This window comes from Actinoplanes sp. NPDC049599, assembly GCF_044465625.1.
Taxonomy (GTDB): domain Bacteria; phylum Actinomycetota; class Actinomycetes; order Mycobacteriales; family Micromonosporaceae; genus Actinoplanes.
In genome coordinates this window covers 95,468-111,153 of sequence record NZ_JBITLX010000003.1, presented here as the reverse complement: position 1 = coordinate 111,153, position 15,686 = coordinate 95,468, and the positions used below count along the sequence as shown (strand labels likewise).

The 15,686-nt window shown below is 73.7% G+C and carries 19 protein-coding genes; 3 read left to right on the top strand and 16 right to left on the bottom strand.

Translation table 11 applies throughout. The features are described from left to right. Positions 1 to 24: 24 nt before the first annotated feature. Entirely contained in the window at positions 25 to 207 is a 183-nt protein-coding gene (locus ACIBQZ_RS06685; RefSeq protein WP_396087470.1) for a hypothetical protein, read from the bottom strand. Positions 208 to 264: 57 nt separating this feature from the next. Here ACIBQZ_RS06685 and ACIBQZ_RS06680 point away from each other — a divergent pair, with 57 nt between their 5' ends. Further along, a complete protein-coding gene (locus ACIBQZ_RS06680; protein ID WP_396087469.1) occupies positions 265 to 513 on the top strand; it encodes a hypothetical protein in 249 nt (82 codons plus the stop codon). A 4-nt stretch (positions 514 to 517) separates the two neighbouring features. Here ACIBQZ_RS06680 and egtD read toward each other — a convergent pair whose 3' ends face one another. The 10 genes from egtD to ACIBQZ_RS06630 form a co-directional block, all read right to left on the bottom strand. After that, positions 518 to 1,483, bottom strand: coding sequence for an L-histidine N(alpha)-methyltransferase (gene egtD, locus ACIBQZ_RS06675; RefSeq protein ID WP_396087468.1), 966 nt, complete (start codon positions 1,481 to 1,483; stop codon positions 518 to 520). Continuing rightward, complete coding sequence (egtC, locus tag ACIBQZ_RS06670) at positions 1,480 to 2,229, bottom strand: ergothioneine biosynthesis protein EgtC (RefSeq protein WP_396087467.1); 750 nt, start codon at positions 2,227 to 2,229, stop codon at positions 1,480 to 1,482. Before egtC ends, egtD begins: the two co-directional genes overlap by 4 nt. Further along, the gene (gene egtB / locus ACIBQZ_RS06665; RefSeq protein WP_396087466.1) at positions 2,229 to 3,524 is read right to left on the bottom strand and encodes an ergothioneine biosynthesis protein EgtB; all 1,296 of its coding nucleotides are present in this window, start codon (positions 3,522 to 3,524) and stop codon (positions 2,229 to 2,231) included. The genes egtC and egtB overlap by 1 nt, the downstream gene beginning before the upstream one ends. Beyond that, entirely contained in the window at positions 3,521 to 4,726 is a 1,206-nt protein-coding gene (egtA, locus tag ACIBQZ_RS06660; protein WP_396087465.1) for an ergothioneine biosynthesis glutamate--cysteine ligase EgtA, read from the bottom strand. The genes egtB and egtA overlap by 4 nt, the downstream gene beginning before the upstream one ends. Before the next feature lie 62 nt (positions 4,727 to 4,788). Then, a complete protein-coding gene (locus tag ACIBQZ_RS06655) occupies positions 4,789 to 5,529 on the bottom strand; it encodes a class I SAM-dependent methyltransferase (RefSeq protein ID WP_396087464.1) in 741 nt (246 codons plus the stop codon). 72 nt (positions 5,530 to 5,601) lie between these two features. Further along, positions 5,602 to 5,982 (bottom strand): SRPBCC domain-containing protein, encoded by a 381-nt coding sequence (locus tag ACIBQZ_RS06650; RefSeq protein ID WP_396087463.1) that lies wholly within the window; start codon positions 5,980 to 5,982, stop codon positions 5,602 to 5,604. Further along, positions 5,979 to 6,308, bottom strand: a complete 330-nt coding sequence (locus ACIBQZ_RS06645; protein WP_396087462.1) for an ArsR/SmtB family transcription factor — start codon at positions 6,306 to 6,308, stop codon at positions 5,979 to 5,981. Before ACIBQZ_RS06645 ends, ACIBQZ_RS06650 begins: the two co-directional genes overlap by 4 nt. A gap of 52 nt (positions 6,309 to 6,360) precedes the next feature. Further along, a complete protein-coding gene (locus ACIBQZ_RS06640) occupies positions 6,361 to 7,215 on the bottom strand; it encodes an oxidoreductase (RefSeq protein WP_396087461.1) in 855 nt (284 codons plus the stop codon). Positions 7,216 to 7,303: 88 nt separating this feature from the next. After that, positions 7,304 to 8,368 (bottom strand): threonine aldolase family protein, encoded by a 1,065-nt coding sequence (locus ACIBQZ_RS06635; RefSeq protein WP_396087460.1) that lies wholly within the window; start codon positions 8,366 to 8,368, stop codon positions 7,304 to 7,306. A gap of 40 nt (positions 8,369 to 8,408) precedes the next feature. Then, entirely contained in the window at positions 8,409 to 9,467 is a 1,059-nt protein-coding gene (locus ACIBQZ_RS06630; protein WP_396087915.1) for a MerR family transcriptional regulator, read from the bottom strand. A gap of 75 nt (positions 9,468 to 9,542) precedes the next feature. Between ACIBQZ_RS06630 and ACIBQZ_RS06625 the strand changes: the two genes are divergently transcribed. After that, positions 9,543 to 10,064, top strand: a complete 522-nt coding sequence (locus tag ACIBQZ_RS06625) for an AAA family ATPase (protein ID WP_396087459.1) — start codon at positions 9,543 to 9,545, stop codon at positions 10,062 to 10,064. Positions 10,065 to 10,913: 849 nt separating this feature from the next. Here the strand turns inward: ACIBQZ_RS06625 and ACIBQZ_RS06620 are convergent. Further along, a complete protein-coding gene (locus tag ACIBQZ_RS06620; protein WP_396087458.1) occupies positions 10,914 to 11,507 on the bottom strand; it encodes a LysE/ArgO family amino acid transporter in 594 nt (197 codons plus the stop codon). A 72-nt stretch (positions 11,508 to 11,579) separates the two neighbouring features. On the opposite strand from ACIBQZ_RS06620, the gene ACIBQZ_RS06615 reads away from it, so the two are divergent. Next, positions 11,580 to 12,434, top strand: coding sequence for a LysR family transcriptional regulator ArgP (locus ACIBQZ_RS06615; protein WP_396087457.1), 855 nt, complete (start codon positions 11,580 to 11,582; stop codon positions 12,432 to 12,434). Here the strand turns inward: ACIBQZ_RS06615 and dapD are convergent, their stop codons facing one another. From dapD to ACIBQZ_RS06595, 4 genes are all read right to left on the bottom strand, one after another. Continuing rightward, on the bottom strand, positions 12,435 to 13,382 hold the full coding sequence (gene dapD / locus ACIBQZ_RS06610; RefSeq protein ID WP_396087456.1) for a 2,3,4,5-tetrahydropyridine-2,6-dicarboxylate N-succinyltransferase: 948 nt from the start codon (positions 13,380 to 13,382) through the stop codon (positions 12,435 to 12,437). 81 nt (positions 13,383 to 13,463) lie between these two features. Beyond that, positions 13,464 to 13,829, bottom strand: a complete 366-nt coding sequence (locus ACIBQZ_RS06605; RefSeq protein WP_396087455.1) for a hypothetical protein — start codon at positions 13,827 to 13,829, stop codon at positions 13,464 to 13,466. Continuing rightward, positions 13,826 to 15,379: a hypothetical protein gene (locus ACIBQZ_RS06600; RefSeq protein WP_396087454.1), complete on the bottom strand. Its 1,554-nt coding sequence runs from the start codon at positions 15,377 to 15,379 to the stop codon at positions 13,826 to 13,828. The genes ACIBQZ_RS06605 and ACIBQZ_RS06600 overlap by 4 nt, the downstream gene beginning before the upstream one ends. After that, positions 15,376 to 15,675, bottom strand: coding sequence for a type VII secretion target (locus tag ACIBQZ_RS06595; protein ID WP_396087453.1), 300 nt, complete (start codon positions 15,673 to 15,675; stop codon positions 15,376 to 15,378). Before ACIBQZ_RS06595 ends, ACIBQZ_RS06600 begins: the two co-directional genes overlap by 4 nt. Between the last annotated feature and the right edge of the window lie 11 nt (positions 15,676 to 15,686).

The following is a 15,686-nucleotide window of genomic DNA, read 5'->3' as shown; positions in this document are numbered from 1 at the left end:
CCCGGACCGCGCCGGGGCCCGGGCTCAGGGTGCGGGGCTCGCGGCCGGTCGGGGCGGCCCGGGATCGTCGCGGGCCACACCGACCACGAGCAGCCCGAGCAGCCCGGCGAGCAGCAGGAGGGCGATCGCGCACTCGAGCTTTTCCCGGCGCGCGACGGTGAGGCGCCGGCCGACAGGCTGGGGGTCGTACCATGAGGATTCCGACACTCACCCAGTCTTCCGGCGAAACCGGGCCAATGCCAGAGCGGAAATACCCAAAAACTTTTGACCTCTTTCCGCGCGACCCGTCGCCCGGTCCGCTCGTTAGGCTCTGCCGCCCTGGACGCCCGGGACGAGACAGCATTGCTCGCGGCGGCGCGGGCCGGTGACGCCGACGCCTTCGGACGGCTGGTCGGCGGCTACCGCGCCGAGTTGCCGGCACGCTGCTACCGGATGCCCGGCTCGCGGCACGACGCCGAGGACGCGCTCCAGGAATCACTCGTCCGGGCGTCCCGTTCCGCACCGCCGGGCTGAACCACTACACGGCCTGCACCAGCGACACCGCGAACAGCTCCGCCGGGTCGGTCCAGAAGTGCCGCAGCGCGAAGCCGGCGGTCGCCAGCTCGGCGGCCAGCCCGGCCCGGCGGAACTTCGCCGAGATCTCGGTGCGCAGCTCCTCGCCGGCGGCGAAGTCCACGGTCAGGCCCAGATCCCTGATGTGCACCCGCTGGGCCGTGGTGGCCCGCAACCGCATCTCGATCCACTCCTGCTCGGCGTCCCAGCGCGCCACGTGCGCGAACGCGTCCACCGCGAAGTCCGCGCCGAGCCGGTGGTTGACCACCCGCAGCACGTTGCGGTTGAAGTCGGCGGTCACCCCGGCCGCGTCGTCGTACGCGGGCACCACCACCGCCGGGTCCTTGACCAGGTCGGAGCCGAGCAGCAGCCACTCGCCGGGCTGCAGCACGGCCCGCAGCCGGGACAGGAACTCGGCGCGCTCGGCGGGGACGAGGTTACCGATGGTGCCACCGAGGAACGCGACCATCCGGCTGTCGCCGTCCGGGATGTGCGCCAGGTGCCGGGTCAGGTCGCCGACCACGCCCCGGACGGACAGGTCGGGATAGCGGACGGCGAGCCGGTCGACGGCCTCGCCCAGCGCGGACGCCGAGACGTCGAGCGGGATGAACGCGCCCAGCGTGCCGTGCGCCAGCAGCGCGTCGAGCAGCAGCACGGTCTTCTCCGAGGAGCCGGAGCCGAGCTCGACCAGGGTCTTGGCCTCGGTGATCCGGGCGATGTCGGCGGCCCGCTCGGTGAGGATCGCCCGCTCGGTGCGGGTCGGGTAGTACTCCGGCAACCGGGTGATGTCCTCGAACAGCTCGCTGCCGCGGGCGTCGTAGAACCACTTCGGTGGCAGCCACTTCGGGCTGGCGGTCAGCCCGGCGGCCACGTCGCCGCGCAGCGTACGGTCGAGGTCCTGATCGTCGAGGTGGATCTCCAGCGCGCTCATGATCTCCCTAGGGCGGTGATGTCCAGGTGGGACGGTGCGGCGACCAGCAGATGGCCGTCCGGCACGGCCGTCCAGGCCGGGCCGGGGTCGAGGGGTTCGGAGCTGACCAGCACGGAGGTGGCGTCCGCGCGGACGGACAGGGCATGGCCGACGGTGCTGGCGGCGATCTGCCGCCCGTCGGTCAGCAGCAGGTTGAGCCGGGAGCCGGGCGCCGCCGCCGAGACCAGGGCGACCGTGGCGGCCAGCGCCTCGGCGGGCGGCGCCCCGGCCCGCAGCCGGTCCCGGACCAGCGCCCAGAGCAGCGCGGAGTCGGTCGGGGCGTCGAGGGTCAGCAGGTCGCGCACCGGCAGCCGGGCGGCTGCCCCGGCCATCGCGTCGGGCCAGCCCCGCACCACCCCGTTGTGGCTGAACAGCCACGGTCCCTCGGCGAACGGCGCGGCGGCGGTCTCGACCACCGGCATGCCGACCGTGGCCGAGCGGACCGCTGCGAGCACCCCGCCCGAAACCGTGTGGGCGGCGAGGCCGGGCAGTGCGGTATCCGACCACAGTGGAGCCGCGCTGCGGTACCGGACCGGATCGGCGCCGGCGCTCGGATACCAGGCCACGCCGAAGCCGTCGGCGTTGATGGTGCCGCCGCCGCGCATGTCGCGCGGCGCCCACGCCTGCCGGGCGAGGGCGTGCGGCGCGTCGAACAGCAACCGCGCCAGCGGTACGGGTGGTCCCAGATAAGCCAGGTGACGGCACATCAGCCGGCATCGCGGGCACAGCGGAGGCCACTGAAGATCTGCCGCCGGATCGGGTGGTCCCAGTTGCGGAACGTACCCCGGCAGGCGGCCCGGTCGGTGCCGAAGGAGCCGCCCCGCAGCACCCGGTAGTCGCCGCCGAAGAACACCTGCGAGTACTCCTCGTACGGGAACACGGCAAAACCCGGGTACGCGTGGAAGCCGGAACTGGTCCACTCCCACACGTCGCCGATGAGCTGGTGCACCCCCAGCGGCGAGGCGCCGTCCGGATAGGCGCCCGCCGGCGCGGGGGACAGGTGCTGCTGGCCCAGGTTGGCGTGCCGGGGCTCCGGCGTGTCGTCGCCCCACGGGAAGCGCCGGGACCGCCCGGTCGCCGGGTCGAAGCGGGCCGCCTTCTCCCACTCCGCCTCGGTGGGCAGCCGTTTCCCGGCCCAGGCCGCGTATGCCTGCGCTTCGAAGTAGCAGACGTGCACGACCGGCTCGTCCGGCACGATCCGCGCGGTACGCCCGAACGCCGTCGCCGCCCAGCCGTCACCGTCCCGCTCCCAGTGCAGCGGCGCGGTCAGCCCGGCGCTCCGCCGGTACGCCCAGCCCCGCTCGCTCCACCAGCGCGGGTCGTCGTAGCCGCCGGACTCGATGAAGTCCGCGTACCGGTCGTTGGTGACCGGGGCCGCGTCGATGAAGAAGGCCGGAATGTCCACTGTGTGCGCCGGCCGTTCGTTGTCCAGCGCCCACGCCTCGGTGTCGGTGCCCATGGTGAACGGCCCGCCGGGAACCAGCACCTCACCGGCGACGGGCACCCGGGCTTGCGGTGGCGGATCGGCGGTCAGCACCGGCGCACCGCGGCGCAGCTGATGGGTGGCGAGCATGGTCTCGTCGTGCTGCTGCTCGTGCTGCACGATCATCCCGAAGGCGAACCCGTCGGCGAGCAGCGGCCGGTCCTCGTCCAGCCGGACCCGGTCCAGCACGTCGAGGGCCTTGTCCCGGACCTGACCGACGTAGGCGCGGGCCTCGGCCGGCCCGAGCAGCGGCAACGCCGGCCGGTCGCCGCGCGGGTGTTTGAACGCGTCGTAGAGCTCGTCGATGTCGCGGCGTACCGGCTCGCGGCCGCCGACGTCGCGGACCAGCCAGAGCTCTTCCTGGTTGCCGACGTGCGCCAGGTCCCAGACCAGCGGCGACATCAGCGGCGAGTGCTGCCGGACCAGGTCGGCGTCGTCCACGGCGTCGGTCAGCAGGGCCGTACGGGCCCGGGCACGGTCCAGCTCGGCGGCCACGGTGAGGCGGAGGTCCTGGGTCATCGGTGCGCGTCCTTCCGGGTGCCGGCGCGGTCCAGGCGCCGGGCGACGATGTCGGTGACCACGTCCCGCACGGCGCGGGGCAGGCCGGTGCCGTCGAGGTTGCGGCAGGCGAGATCCAGCAGCGCCGCGGCGGTACGCCGGATCGTCGGATCGGCCAGCCCGGCGCGGGCGGCGGTCAGCCACTGCCCGGCCGACTCGGCGGCGAGGGCCCGGGCGGCGTCGGTGGTGGTGTCGTCGGCCAGCAGCGCCGCCACGACCGCGGCCGGGGCGATCCACTCCGTTCCGGGCTGGGCGTCGAGATAGCGGACCTCGAGGTAGCCGCGCGGGCGTACCGGCGGGAACAGCGTGCTCAGGTGATAGTCGAGGTCGTCCACCGCGGGCCGGCCGGGCAGCGCCCCGTCGATCCAGTCGGCGAAGGTGACGCCGGCCGGCACGTCCCACTCCTGCTCGCCGCGGCGCACGCACAGCAGCGGGGCGGCGAGGGCGTACTCGGCCCAGCCGGCGGCCAGGTCGCCGGGGGTGCCGACCGGGCGGGTGCGGCGGGGGTCGATGCCGTACCAGGTGGCCATCCGGGCCGAGGCCCAGCCGGTGTCGCGCCCCGCGTGCCGGCCCGAGGTGGCGAACGCGGCCAGCAGCGCCGGCCCCATCTCGTGCAGGGCGCCCCAGCGCCGCGGCAGCTGGCTCTCGGTGCCGGCGTCGAGGCAGATCTGCAGGCCGGCGGTGCTGCACATCATGGTCCGGCCGTGCCGGCCGGCGGCGTCGAAACTGCGCTGCATGGCGGCGTACCGCGGGGTGTGCAGCAGGCGCCGGGGCGCCCGGTACGGATCGAGCCCGCTGTCACCGAGGACCAGGCCCGAACGGGCCAGCAGGGCACGCAGGTACGCGTGATCGGTGCTGAGGGATTCGTACAACTCGGTGAGGGAGCCGGCCGGCGCCGAGGAGATCTCGAGCTGGCCGCCGGGCTCGACGGTCACCGCGCCACCGCCGGGTAACACTGCGCCGGGGTGGGGATTGCCGAGTGCGGATGGTGCGTGGGTGCCGAGTGCTGTGCGAAGGTCGGCGGCTTCCAGGTATTCCGCCGGAGCGTCCGATCGATGGACGGTCCATTCCAGTTCGACGCCGATGCGCCGGGGCGGGCCGGTCTTGAAACAGATACCGGAGATGTGGTCGGCAGCCTGAGACAGGTGATGCAGGGTAGTCATACCCCTCCCCTGGGTGGTTGGTCCACGTCGGACCCTACCGACAACGCGCCGGAATGACACCCCTATGGGCGTGAAGCTTGGACCAAGAACCGGTGCGCGGTGGCGCTGTAGTGACCGTGGGTGCGGATGAGCGCGTCGATCCGGCGCAGTGCGCGGTCGTACCGCTGCGGGGTGAAGTCCCGGATCTGCCACGGCACCGCCCGCAGCTGGTAGACCAGCGCGCCGACGTCGTGGAAGGTCAGCGGCGGGCGTTCCTCGCGGACGTCGGTCACGGTCAGGCCGGCGCTCTCCAGCGCCGCGACCGCCTCGGTCGCCGTCCAGCTCGTCGCGTACGGCGGCGGCGCGCCCAGCTCGGCGTTCAGGTCCTTGAGGTCGTCGCTGCCGACCTGCTGGCTCAGCAGGGTGCCGCCCGGCTTGAGCAGCCGCGCGATGTCCTCGGCGGGCAGCCGGCCGTGCCGGCTCAGCACCACGTCGAACTCGTTCTCGCCGCCGGGCAGCTCGGTGACCACCGACACCCCGAACGGCGTCAGCCGGTCGCGGGCGACCGGCACGTTGGGCGCCCAGCCCTCCACCGCGACGGTGTGCGCGGGCAGCGGCGCCAGCTCCACGAGCAGCTCGCCGCCGCCGGTGTCGAGGTCCAGCAGGCTCTGCGCGTGCCGCAGCAGCGGGCGGGCCAGCTCGGGGTAGGACCAGGACGGGTCGGAGCCGACCGCGCGGCCGTCCAGCCAGGCGAACTCCCACCCGGTGATCGGCACGCCCGAGGCCTCGCCGACGAGCTGGTCGTACTCCGGTGAAGAGCGCATGCCCGACGGTAACCGGGCGGTCGCACCCGTCGCGAGCGGGATGCATCCGGTCTACGATCCGGACGCCCGCGCTCAGGCCAGGGCCGGCTCGATCCGGCGCAGCAGGGCCGGCCAGCCGTTGCCCATGCCCTTCAGCGCGGTGCTGCCCTCGGCGAAACCGGCGTGCCGCAGGAACAGCCGGGTCCCCGCGCCCTCCGGCTCCAGCCGCCAGGTGACGGTGGTGTCGAGGGTGCCCTCGGCGAACGTGTAGCTCAGCAGGCGCCCGGGGTCGACCTCCAGCACCTCGCACGGCTGCCGGCCCCAGCCGCCCATGTCCAGGGTGAACCGGTGGCCGACGATCGGTTTGATGTCACCCGCCGCCCACCAGCGGGCCAGCAGCTCCGGCTCGGTGAGCGCGCGCCAGACGGCGGCGGGCTCGCGGGCGATGAACTGGTCGAGCTCGATGTCGGTCACCGGTCGTCTCCTTGCTCCTCGACGAGATCACGCAGCGCTCCGAGGCGGTCCCGCCAGTAGCGCTCGAACGGATGCAGCCACTCCTGGACGCCGGCCAGCGGCTCGGCGGCCAGGTGGTAGTAGCGGTGCCGGCCGCGCGGCTCCTCCCGGACCAGGCCGGCCTGTCGCAGGACGGCGAGATGCTCGGACACGGCGGGCCGGCTGAGCGCGAACTGCCCGGCCAGCTCGCCGGCGGCGCAGGGACCGTCGCGCAGCGCTACCAGCAGCCGGCGCCGGACCGGGTTGGCCAGCGCCGCGAACACGTCACCGTCGGGCACGCCCACCATGATGCGTCGGAGATCCCCGACATGTCAACAATTTCCGACGCGTTCGGCGCGGTCAGCTGCCGATCGCCTCGAGGATCTTGCGGGCGTCGTCGTCCAGGTGCACCCGGCGGGTGGTCATGTTGTCGATGAGGTGACCGAGCGAGGAGGTGCCCGGGATCAGCAGCACGTGCGGCCCGAGCTCCAGCAGCCAGGCGAGCGCCACCTGGGACGGCTGCGCCTCCAGCCGATCCGCGACCGCGGTCAGGTCCGGATGGGTGAGCAGCCGGTTGACCCCGCCGAAGGCCGAGCCCAGCGGGAAGAACGGCACGAACGCGATGCCCAGCTCCTGGCACTCGCGCAGCAGCGGCAGCGACTCTCGGGCCAGCAGGTTCAGCGCGTTCTGCACACAGACGATCTCCGTGCGCTGGACGGCGTGCACGAGCTGCTCACGCGAGACGTTGCTCAGCCCGATCCCGGCGATCAGGCCCTCGTCCCGCAGCGCGATCATCGCGTCCAGCTGGGCGTCGAACTCCTGCTCGCCGTCCAGCAGCCGGAGGTTGACCGCGTCGAGCCGGTCCACCCCGAGCGAGCGCAGGTTCTCCAGCACCCCCGAGCGCAGCTGTTCGGGCCGCAGCGCGGACAGCCAGCGCCCGGTCTCGTCCCGCGCGGCGCCGACCTTGCTGACCAGCACAAGATCATCCGGGTACGGCCACAGCGCCTCCCGGATCAGCGCGTTGACCACGTCCGGCCCGTAGTACTGCGCGGTGTCGATGTGGTTGACGCCCAGTTCAACGGCCTTGCGCAGCACGTCGAGGGCGGAGTCGCGGTCACGCGGTGGCCCGAAGGCCCCGGGCCCGGCGAGTTGCATCGCGCCGAAGCCGATCCGTCGCACCGAGCGGTCGCCGAGCGGAAAGGTGTCATCAGTCACGACCCTCACTCTACGATTTCCGCCCGGTTCCGCCAGGGCACGCCGGGATGCCCGACCTCGATCGAGGTCACCACCACCCCCGACCGGGTCAACAGCGCAGGCCGGCCAGGATCTCCACGATCGTCTCCGGCTTGTGGCGCAGCGTCGCCCGGCCCACCGACAGCTCGCAGCGCACCACGTCCGGGTCGTCGGTCTCGAACGCGTTCGGCCACACCCACAGCCCGGTCTCCGCCGAGATCCGCTCGGCGTTCTCCCGGAAGCGCTCGACGGTCGTGCCGAACAGCAGGTGCATCATCGGCGTCTGCGGCGGGTCGGGCACCACCCGGATCCCCGGCACCTCGGCCAGCGCCGCCGCGACGGCCCGGGCGTGCGCCAGCCGGGCCGGCATCTCGGCCAGCGAGGCGTCGAGCAGCCCGAGCGCCGACGCCGCGGCCGGCCACATGGCGAACAGCGTCCCGCCCAGCCGGCCGCGCCACTCCCGTACCTGGGCGACGTCGTCCGCCGGGCCGGCCACGCAGCAGCCCGGCAGCGCCCCGATGCCCTTGTAGAACGAGACGTACACGGTGTCGAAGAGGGCGGCCACGTCGGCGGGGGAGCGCTCGTAACCGGCGCAGGCCTCCCACAGCCGGGCGCCGTCGAGGTGCACGGCCGCGCCCCGGTCACGGGCCCACGAGGTCTGCGCGATCAGGTCGTCCCACGCCGGCAGCGCGCCGCCGAGGTCCCGTTGTGGCAGCTCCAGCACGAGCGCGGCCACCGGCTCGGCCACCCCGGTCAGGTCGTCGAGCCGGATCAGCCGGGCGAAGTCGCCCACCGGCCGCCCGACGAGCTGGTGCAGCCGCGCGTACCCCTGGCCCTCATGCCGTTCGAGGTGGGAGTACGGGTGCCAGACGACCGTGCGGTTGGTGCGCCGGTCGGCGTGCACGCGCAGGGTGGCGCCCTGTGCCATGGTGCCGCTGGGCAGGAAGACGGCCGCCGGCTTGCCGAGCAGCTCGGCGACGTGCTGCTCCAGCTCGGCCACGACGCCACCCTCGCCGTACAGGTCGGGGGTGACGTCGGCGGCGATCGAGGCGATCAGCTCCGGGGGGCGGACCAGGCCGTTGCCGAGCAGGGAGTCGGTGCAGGCCGCGCGGCGAGCGCTGATGTCGTCATCCACCGCGCCAGTCTGTCGTGTTCCGCCCCCGGTGTCAGGCGGGTCAGCGGCGGACCGGCATGAGGATGGAGTACGTGCCGGTGCCGCGTACCGCCAGGGGTTTGATCGGCCCGTCGAGCTGGAGCACCAGCTGGCCGGCGCCGCCGGCGTCGAGGGCCTGGAGCAGGAACTCGCGGTTGACCGCGACGTGCGCCTGCTCGTCGGCCGCCCAGTCGGCCTCGGCCGCGACCCGCAGCGCGCCGGCCGGATCCAGCGCCAGGACGGCGAGGTCGAACTGCTTGCCGTTGTGCTCGCGGGACACGGCCGGCACCGCGTCGACCGCCGCGCGCAGGGCGGACACGTCGACCCGCACCTGCCGGCTGCCGGCCGCGCCGAGGTCGACCAGGCGGTGGTGGTCGGGGAAGTCGACGTCGAGGGGGCCGCCCTCGACGCGGCGGCCGCCGACGTCGGCGCTCAGGCCCTCGGGGCCCATCGTGAGCACCGCCGGGCCGGTGCCGGAGAGCAGCGGGCGCAGCTCGTCGACGAAGGGCAGCGGTGCCACGAGTCTGACCGGTGGCCCGGCGACGGCGGCCTCGGCCTCGGCCACGGCGAGCCGGTAGCGGTCGGTCGCCACCAGGGTCAGCGCGGCGGTGCCGGTCTCGAACAGCACGCCGCCGAGGACCGGCAGCTCCGGGTCGGCGGACGCGGCGAAGCGGACCGCGTCGAGGGCGGCGGCGAGGGCGGCGGCGGGCAGGGTGATCGTGGTCAAGGCGAGCTCCTGAAGATCCAGTAGGGCGTGGACGCGGGAGAGCTCACGACGGGCGTCGGCGAGGCCGTCCTCCAGCCGGCGCAGGTGCTCGTCGAGCAGCTTGCGGACCGCCGGCGGATGGGCCAGTTCGGCGACCGCCCGGGTGATGTCGGCCACCGGCATGCCCACCCGGCGCAGGCCGGCCACCAGGCGTGCCGCCCGCAGCTGGCCGTCGCTGTAGCGGCGGTAACCGGTGACCGCGTCAACCTCGGCCGGCACCAGCACGCCGGCGCCGTCGTAGAAGCGCAGCGCGCTGATGCTCAGGCCGCTGGCCCGGGCGATCTCGCCGATGCTGTGCCGGCCGGTGCCGTCCATGTCGTCGCTCTCCACACCTGGAACCCTGCTGCCTCGACCTGCTCGAGGGTCAAGCGCCTGTGCGATCGTGCTGGCATGGCGCGTGACGTGGTGATGGTGAACGGTCTGCCAGGCGCGGGCAAGAGCAGCCTGGCGCCCCGGCTCGCCGCCCGGCTCGGTGCCGCCTGCCTCGGCAAGGACCGGATCAAGGAGGCGCTGGCCGACGCGGTGGTGACCGAGATGCCCGGGCTCGGCGCCGTCGCGATGGACACCGTATGGAACCTGTCCGCGCAGGTCAGCGGCATGGTGGTGGTGGACTCGTGGTGGTTCCGGCCGCGCGACCTGGCGCAGGCCCGGGCCGGCCTGCGCCGCTCCGGCGCCACGGCCAGCGTGGAGATCTGGTGCGCCGTCCCCGCCGAGCTGGCCCGGACCCGCTACCTCGCCCGCCGGCGGCACGCGGTGCACGCCGACGCGGAGAAGCTGGCCACCGAGTGGACCGGCTGGGCGGCGGCCGCCGAGCCGCTCGGGCTGGGCCCGGTGATCCGGGTCGACACCGCCGGCACGGTCGACGTCCACGCCCTCGGCGACCAGGTCCGCGCGGCCCTGTGGACAAGCTGAGAAAGCCGGCTGATCGGTGCCGCGGGGCACGCGGTCAGGAACCGAGGGACCAGCCGGCCGGCGCAGCAGCCGTCGACGACCTCTCGCCGCTGGGGATGACTCGTGCCGCTGGGGATGACTCGTGCCGCTGGGGATGACTCGTGCCGCTGGGGATGACTCGTGCCGCTGGGGATGACTCGTGCCGCTGGCGACGACTCTCACAACCGGCGACGACTCTTGCCGCCGGCAATGGTTCTCGTCGCCGTTACGGGCTCCCACCCTCATCGCAGGTGAGGACGCTCACCGCCTCGCCTCCGGTGGCGCGCGGACCCGCCCGATCCGCCGCCGGACACCCCGCCGACGCCGATCATGATGAGCTGCGGTTAGCTCCGCACCACACCGCCACAAGATCTCGCCAAACCACCCACGAGAGCCTGATTGGCAGGCGAAATGCGGCGGTTTGTCGCCCAGATGCGCCCGGATGGTGAAACACCTGACCACCAAATGAGACAACGAACCAGAAATCCGAGACAACCGCCCACTATCCGAACGCGGTGTCCCACCATCGGGAAACAGGACCCCAAGGCCCTCGCGTCCAGTAGCCCATGCCCGGACATAACCGGCACACTGGCTAACCACCCCCGACCGGCTAACCACCCCCGACCGGCGCCAACCACTCCCGACCGGCACTAACCACCCGCCCCGGCCCGACCAGCGATCAACCGTCGGAAGCGCACATGTGACCAGGACGCAGTGCAGGACGCGCGCTGACCCCGCCGACGTACAACCCCCGTAGCGTTCACGCCGGCCAGCGAAGGTTCGATAGTCGGGTGCCTGGGTGACCTCCGCCCACTCGCCGGAATAGATCATCTAGCCGAGCAGCAGGACCGCGATCCCGGCCATGACGGCGGCGATCAGGCCGTCCAGCACCCGCCAGGCGACCGGCCGGGACAGCACCGGGGCGAGCCGGTGCGCGCCCAGGCCCAGCGCCGAGAACCACACCGCGCTCGCCGCCGCCGCGCCGATCCCGAACAGCCACCGGTGCGGATGCTGCTGGGCCACCGAGCCGAGCAGCAGCACGGTGTCGAGGTAGACGTGCGGGTTGAGGTAGGTCAGCGCGAGGCAGGTCAGCAGGGTCGCCCGCAGCGTGGCCGGCGTCCCGCCGGCTGCCGTCAGGGTCCCCGGCCGCCAGGCCCGCTTCGCCGCCAGCGCGGCGTAGGTCAGCAGGAACGCGGCGCCCACCCAGCGGATCGCGGTTACGGCCGTGGGCCGCGCGGTCACCACCGCGCCGAGCCCGGCGATCCCGGCGGTGATCAGCGCCAGGTCCGAGACGGCGCAGACCAGGACCACCGCGATCACGTGCTCCCGGCGCAGGCCCTGGCGCAGGACGAACGCGTTCTGCGCCCCGATGGCGACGATGAGCACGAGCGAGGCAGCGAAACCGGCGAAAGCGGAGGTGAGCACGGCCTCGACGCTAGGGCGGGCGGGTGATGTAATCCAGCTAAAGATTCTTCACGAAGATAAGGAGCACTGTTCTTGGACGCGGTCCAGCTCGCCACGTTCCAGGCGGTGGTCGAGGACGGCAGCTTCGAGGCCGCGGCCCGCACGCTGCACGTCACCCCGTCCGCGGTGAGTCAGCGGATCAAGGCGCTCGAACAGGACGTCGGTCAGGTGCTGGTGCGCCGGGCCAAGCCGTGCACAGCCACCGAGGCGGGCCAGGCCCTGCTCCGGCTGGCCGGGCAGATCGCGTTGCTGGAACGGGAGGCGCTGGCGGCGGCCCGGGGCGAGGCGGGCGGCGGTGGCCGTACCCGGATCTCGGTGGTCGTGAACGCCGACTCGCTGCACGCCTGGTTCCTGCTCGCGCTGGCCGCGCTGCCGGCGGAGCCGGCGCTGAGCTTCGAGCTGCACCAGGACGACCAGGACCACACCGCGGCGCTGCTGCGCGCCGGTACGGCGATGGCGGCGGTGACCGCGCAGCACGTGGCGGTGCAGGGTTGCCGGTTGGAGAAGCTGGGCGCGATGCGCTACCTGGCGGTGGCCGCCCCCGGTCGCTTCACCGGCTTCGGCACCGCACCGATGCTGGTCTTCAACCGCAAGGACCGGCTCCAGCACCGTTTCCTCGCGGCCCTGGGCCACGGCGACGCGGATCCGCCGATCCACTATGTCCCGGCGACGCACGCCTTCGTCGAGGCGATCCGGCTGGGCCTGGGCTGGGGCATGGTGCCCGAGCAGACCGCCCGCGAGGACATCGCGGCCGGCCGGGGCGTGGACCTGGCCCCGGGCCGGCACCTGGACGTGCCGCTCTACTGGCAGTACTGGCGGATGGAGTCGGCGGTGCTGACGGCCCTGACCACCGCGGTCAAGGCCGCCGCCGCCGAGGCGCTGCGATAGTCAGTCGTTGGCGTGCAGGGCGGCGTTGAGCTCGATGCCCGTGCCCTTGCGCGGGCGGGCCTCCAGCGCACCGGTCACCGAGTTGCGCCAGAACAGCAGGCCGTTCACGCCGGACAGCTCGCGGGCCTTGACCACCCGGCCGTCCGGCAGCGTCAGCTTCGACCCCGCGGTGATGTAGCAGCCGGCCTCGACCACGCAGTCGTCGCCGAGCGAGATGCCGATGCCGGCGTTCGCGCCGAGCAGGCTGCGCTCGCCGATCGACACCTTGTCCTTGCCGCCGCCGGAGAGCGTCCCCATGATCGAGGACCCCGCGCCGACGTCGGAGCTGTCGCCGACGACCACGCCCTGCACGATCCGGCCCTCGACCATCGAGGTGCCCAGCGTGCCGGCGTTGAAGTTGCAGAAGCCCTCGTGCATCACGGTGGTGCCGCTCGCCAGGTGCGCGCCGAGCCGGACCCGGTCGGCGTCGGCGATCCGCACGCCGGCGGGGGTGACGTAGTCGGTCATCCGCGGGAACTTGTCCACGCCGTAGACCGCGAGGTGCCGGCCGGCGGCGCGCTCGATGAAGCGCAGCTCGTCCACCCGGTCCGGGGGGCACGGCCCGGCCGAGGTCCAGGCGACGTTCGCCAGCATGCCGAAGATGCCGTCGAGGTTCTGCTCGTTCGGCCGCACCAGCCGGTGCGACAACAGGTGCAACCGGAGGTACGCGTCGGAGGCGTCCTTGATCGGGTCGGCGAGCGAGCCGATCTCGACCCGCACCTCGACGGTCGCCAGGCCGGTGAGCGCCTTGGGCCCGGTGAGGCCGGCGGGCAGCGTGGGAGCGTCGCCGGGCGCGGCGCCGAGGCCGAGGAAACCGGTCGGATACCAGGTGTCGAGCACCTGGCCCTCGGCGGTGACGGTGGCGAGGCCGATGCCCCACGCGGGCGAGGTCGAGATCGCGGTACTCACGCAGCGAACCCTACTAGCCACCGGTGGCGGCGGTGGCGCCGGTTCCGCCCGGTCCGGCGGGTGGGACGGGGACCCGGCAGGTCATCGCCCGTGGTGGCGGGCGTCGATGATCGCCGCCACCGCGTCGAGCCAGCGGGCGAAGGCCTCGTCGGCGTCGGCCGCGGCGGCGCGGGCCAGCCACGGCCGGACCAGCGCCGACTGCTCGGCCGTGGGCAGCGGCGAGGGCAGCTGGACCGCGTAGCCGGAGCCGCCGCGCCGGACGATCTCCGCCAGGTAGCTCAGTGACCGCGGCAGCACGCCGGCCCGGTCCGCCTGGATCGCCGCCGCGACCGCGCCGCCGGTCACCAGCTGCCGCGCGGGATCGGGGCAGCGCAGCGCCTCGGTGATCGCCGCCGGCACGTCGATCGACACCATCTGCTCGTCGGTCCGCAGGCCCGGCCGGCTCATCGGCCGGCCCGCTCGGGCAGCCGGATCGTGCTCGGCGTGGCCGGGATGTCCGGGTCGATGCCGTCCACGTGGCCGCTGACGAAGTCGCCCTCGGTGATCCAGTAGGTGTAGCCCCACGGGTTGTACACCTGGAGCTGCCGGCCGGCATGCCCGATGACCATCAGCTGGTGGGTCTCGCCCTTCTCGCGGGTGAAGAACGGCACCGGATAACCCTCGTCGACCGCCCGCTCGATCGACGGGACGGTGGCCTCGCGGTCGGCCCTGCCGTCCAGCTCGACGTTGCTGTAGCCGGCCCCGGTGTGCGGCGCGATCTCCTCGTTGGCCACGGTCGCCGACTGCTCGGACGTCATGCCGTCGCGGCCGAGGTGCTGCTGGAGCCAGGACCGGCCGTCGTCGTAGAGCTGTTCCTGCTCGTCGCGCAGCCGGTGGGCGAAGGCGGCCGGGTTGTCGAAATCCGGGTCGCCGGGGTGTCCACCGGTGGTGAGCCGCAGCGCGTAGAGCGGATCAACCTCGGCGCGGGCGGTCACCGTCGACGCCGCCACGCAGGTGGGACGGTTGCCCTGCGACCACTTGGCGGAGCCGTACGCGTGGTGGTCCTTGCCGGCGGTCGGCTTCTCGACGTCCAGGGAGAGTGGGCTCAGGTGCTCCTCCAGCCAGCCCGGGTCGTCGCCGTGCCCCGCGATCAGCTGGTCGAACCCGGCCACCTCAGCCACCGAATACCCCGCTGCGAGCGTCTTCAGCAGGTACGCCCGGTGCTCCGGCGACGCGGCCGCGGCCAGCAGGCCGGTCAGCCGTTCCCGCTCGTCGTCGCCCAGCGCCGACAGCGCCTCGGCCGCCCGCCGGTCCATCGCCGGGGTCAGCACCGGGGTGTGCGGCACCGGCGTCCGGGTCCAGCCGGCCCCCGCGATCACCACGTCGTCCACCGGCGACAGCGGCGAGTCGCTCAGCCGCCCGGTCCGCGCCTGCGTCTCGATGTCGTGCAGCGCCGTCGCGAAGTCCTCCGCCGCGTGGCGCATCGCGACGTGCAGGTCGACCCGGCTGTCGATGCCCGCGACCGCCGCGGCGTGCTCCTGCCGCACGGCCTCGCCCTCGTGCCCCGGGCCGGGCCCGCCGCCCCGGGTCAGCGCGCCGACCGTGGCGGCGATCCCGGCCAGCGCGGTCGCGGCCGCCCGGTCGTCCGGCTCGTTGCGCACCTGCTCGGCGTGCTGCCGGACCTGGCCGGCGACGGCGCGGAAGGCCATCAGGGCCCGGAACATGTCGTCGGCCAGCGCGCGCAGTGCGTCGTCCGCGGCGACGTGGGTGGCGCCGGCCCAGACCGCGCTGATGCCCATCCTGGACAGTGGTTCCACTGCCGCCAGCGCCCGTTCCACCGACTCCGCCACCGCGTCGCAGCACTCCGCGATCGTGCTCAGCTCGGCGGCGTCGCCCCCGAAGGTCGGCACGGCCGCCGCGGCGGCACAGGCCGCCGCCAGCTCGTCCGCCTCCCGCACGCCGTGCGCGGCGTGGATGTCGTCCTGCAGGTCCTGCAGCCGGTCCAGCTCGTCATTCATCGGCCGGCGGCCAGCCGCGCGGCGCCCCGGTCGTCGGCCGCGTCGTAGTCGTCGGCCGCCGCGTCGAGCGCGTCGGCCAGCTGCCGCGCGGCCTCGGCCAGCACCTCGGTCTCCTTCTCCCAGGCGGCGACCACCGCCCGGTACGGACCTGCCGTGGTGTAGCTGTCGAACGCGCCGGTGACCCGGAAGTCGCGTTCGGGCCCGCCGGCCCGGATCCCAGCTTTTCGGAGGTGCTCGGCCACTTCGTCGCGCAGTGTTGTCGCGGCCGTCCGCAGCTGTGTCGTGTCGACCTGCATCGTCCGTACGC

Excerpts from the sequence above, each read along its gene's own strand:
- ACIBQZ_RS06655 (WP_396087464.1), bottom strand. The coding sequence starts at position 5,529 with ATGCGCTCTTCACCGGAGTACGACCAGCTCGTCGGCGAGGCCTCGGGC.
- egtB (WP_396087466.1), bottom strand. The coding sequence starts at position 3,524 with ATGACCCAGGACCTCCGCCTCACCGTGGCCGCCGAGCTGGACCGTGCC.
- ACIBQZ_RS06625 (WP_396087459.1), top strand. The coding sequence starts at position 9,543 with ATGGCGCGTGACGTGGTGATGGTGAACGGTCTGCCAGGCGCGGGCAAG.
- egtA (WP_396087465.1), bottom strand. The coding sequence starts at position 4,726 with ATGACTACCCTGCATCACCTGTCTCAGGCTGCCGACCACATCTCCGGT.
- ACIBQZ_RS06645 (WP_396087462.1), bottom strand. The coding sequence starts at position 6,308 with ATGGTGGGCGTGCCCGACGGTGACGTGTTCGCGGCGCTGGCCAACCCG.
- ACIBQZ_RS06600 (WP_396087454.1), bottom strand. The coding sequence starts at position 15,379 with ATGAATGACGAGCTGGACCGGCTGCAGGACCTGCAGGACGACATCCAC.
- ACIBQZ_RS06630 (WP_396087915.1), bottom strand. The coding sequence starts at position 9,467 with ATGGACGGCACCGGCCGGCACAGCATCGGCGAGATCGCCCGGGCCAGC.
- egtC (WP_396087467.1), bottom strand. The coding sequence starts at position 2,229 with ATGTGCCGTCACCTGGCTTATCTGGGACCACCCGTACCGCTGGCGCGG.
- ACIBQZ_RS06605 (WP_396087455.1), bottom strand. The coding sequence starts at position 13,829 with ATGAGCCGGCCGGGCCTGCGGACCGACGAGCAGATGGTGTCGATCGAC.
- egtD (WP_396087468.1), bottom strand. The coding sequence starts at position 1,483 with ATGAGCGCGCTGGAGATCCACCTCGACGATCAGGACCTCGACCGTACG.
- ACIBQZ_RS06595 (WP_396087453.1), bottom strand. The coding sequence starts at position 15,675 with ATGCAGGTCGACACGACACAGCTGCGGACGGCCGCGACAACACTGCGC.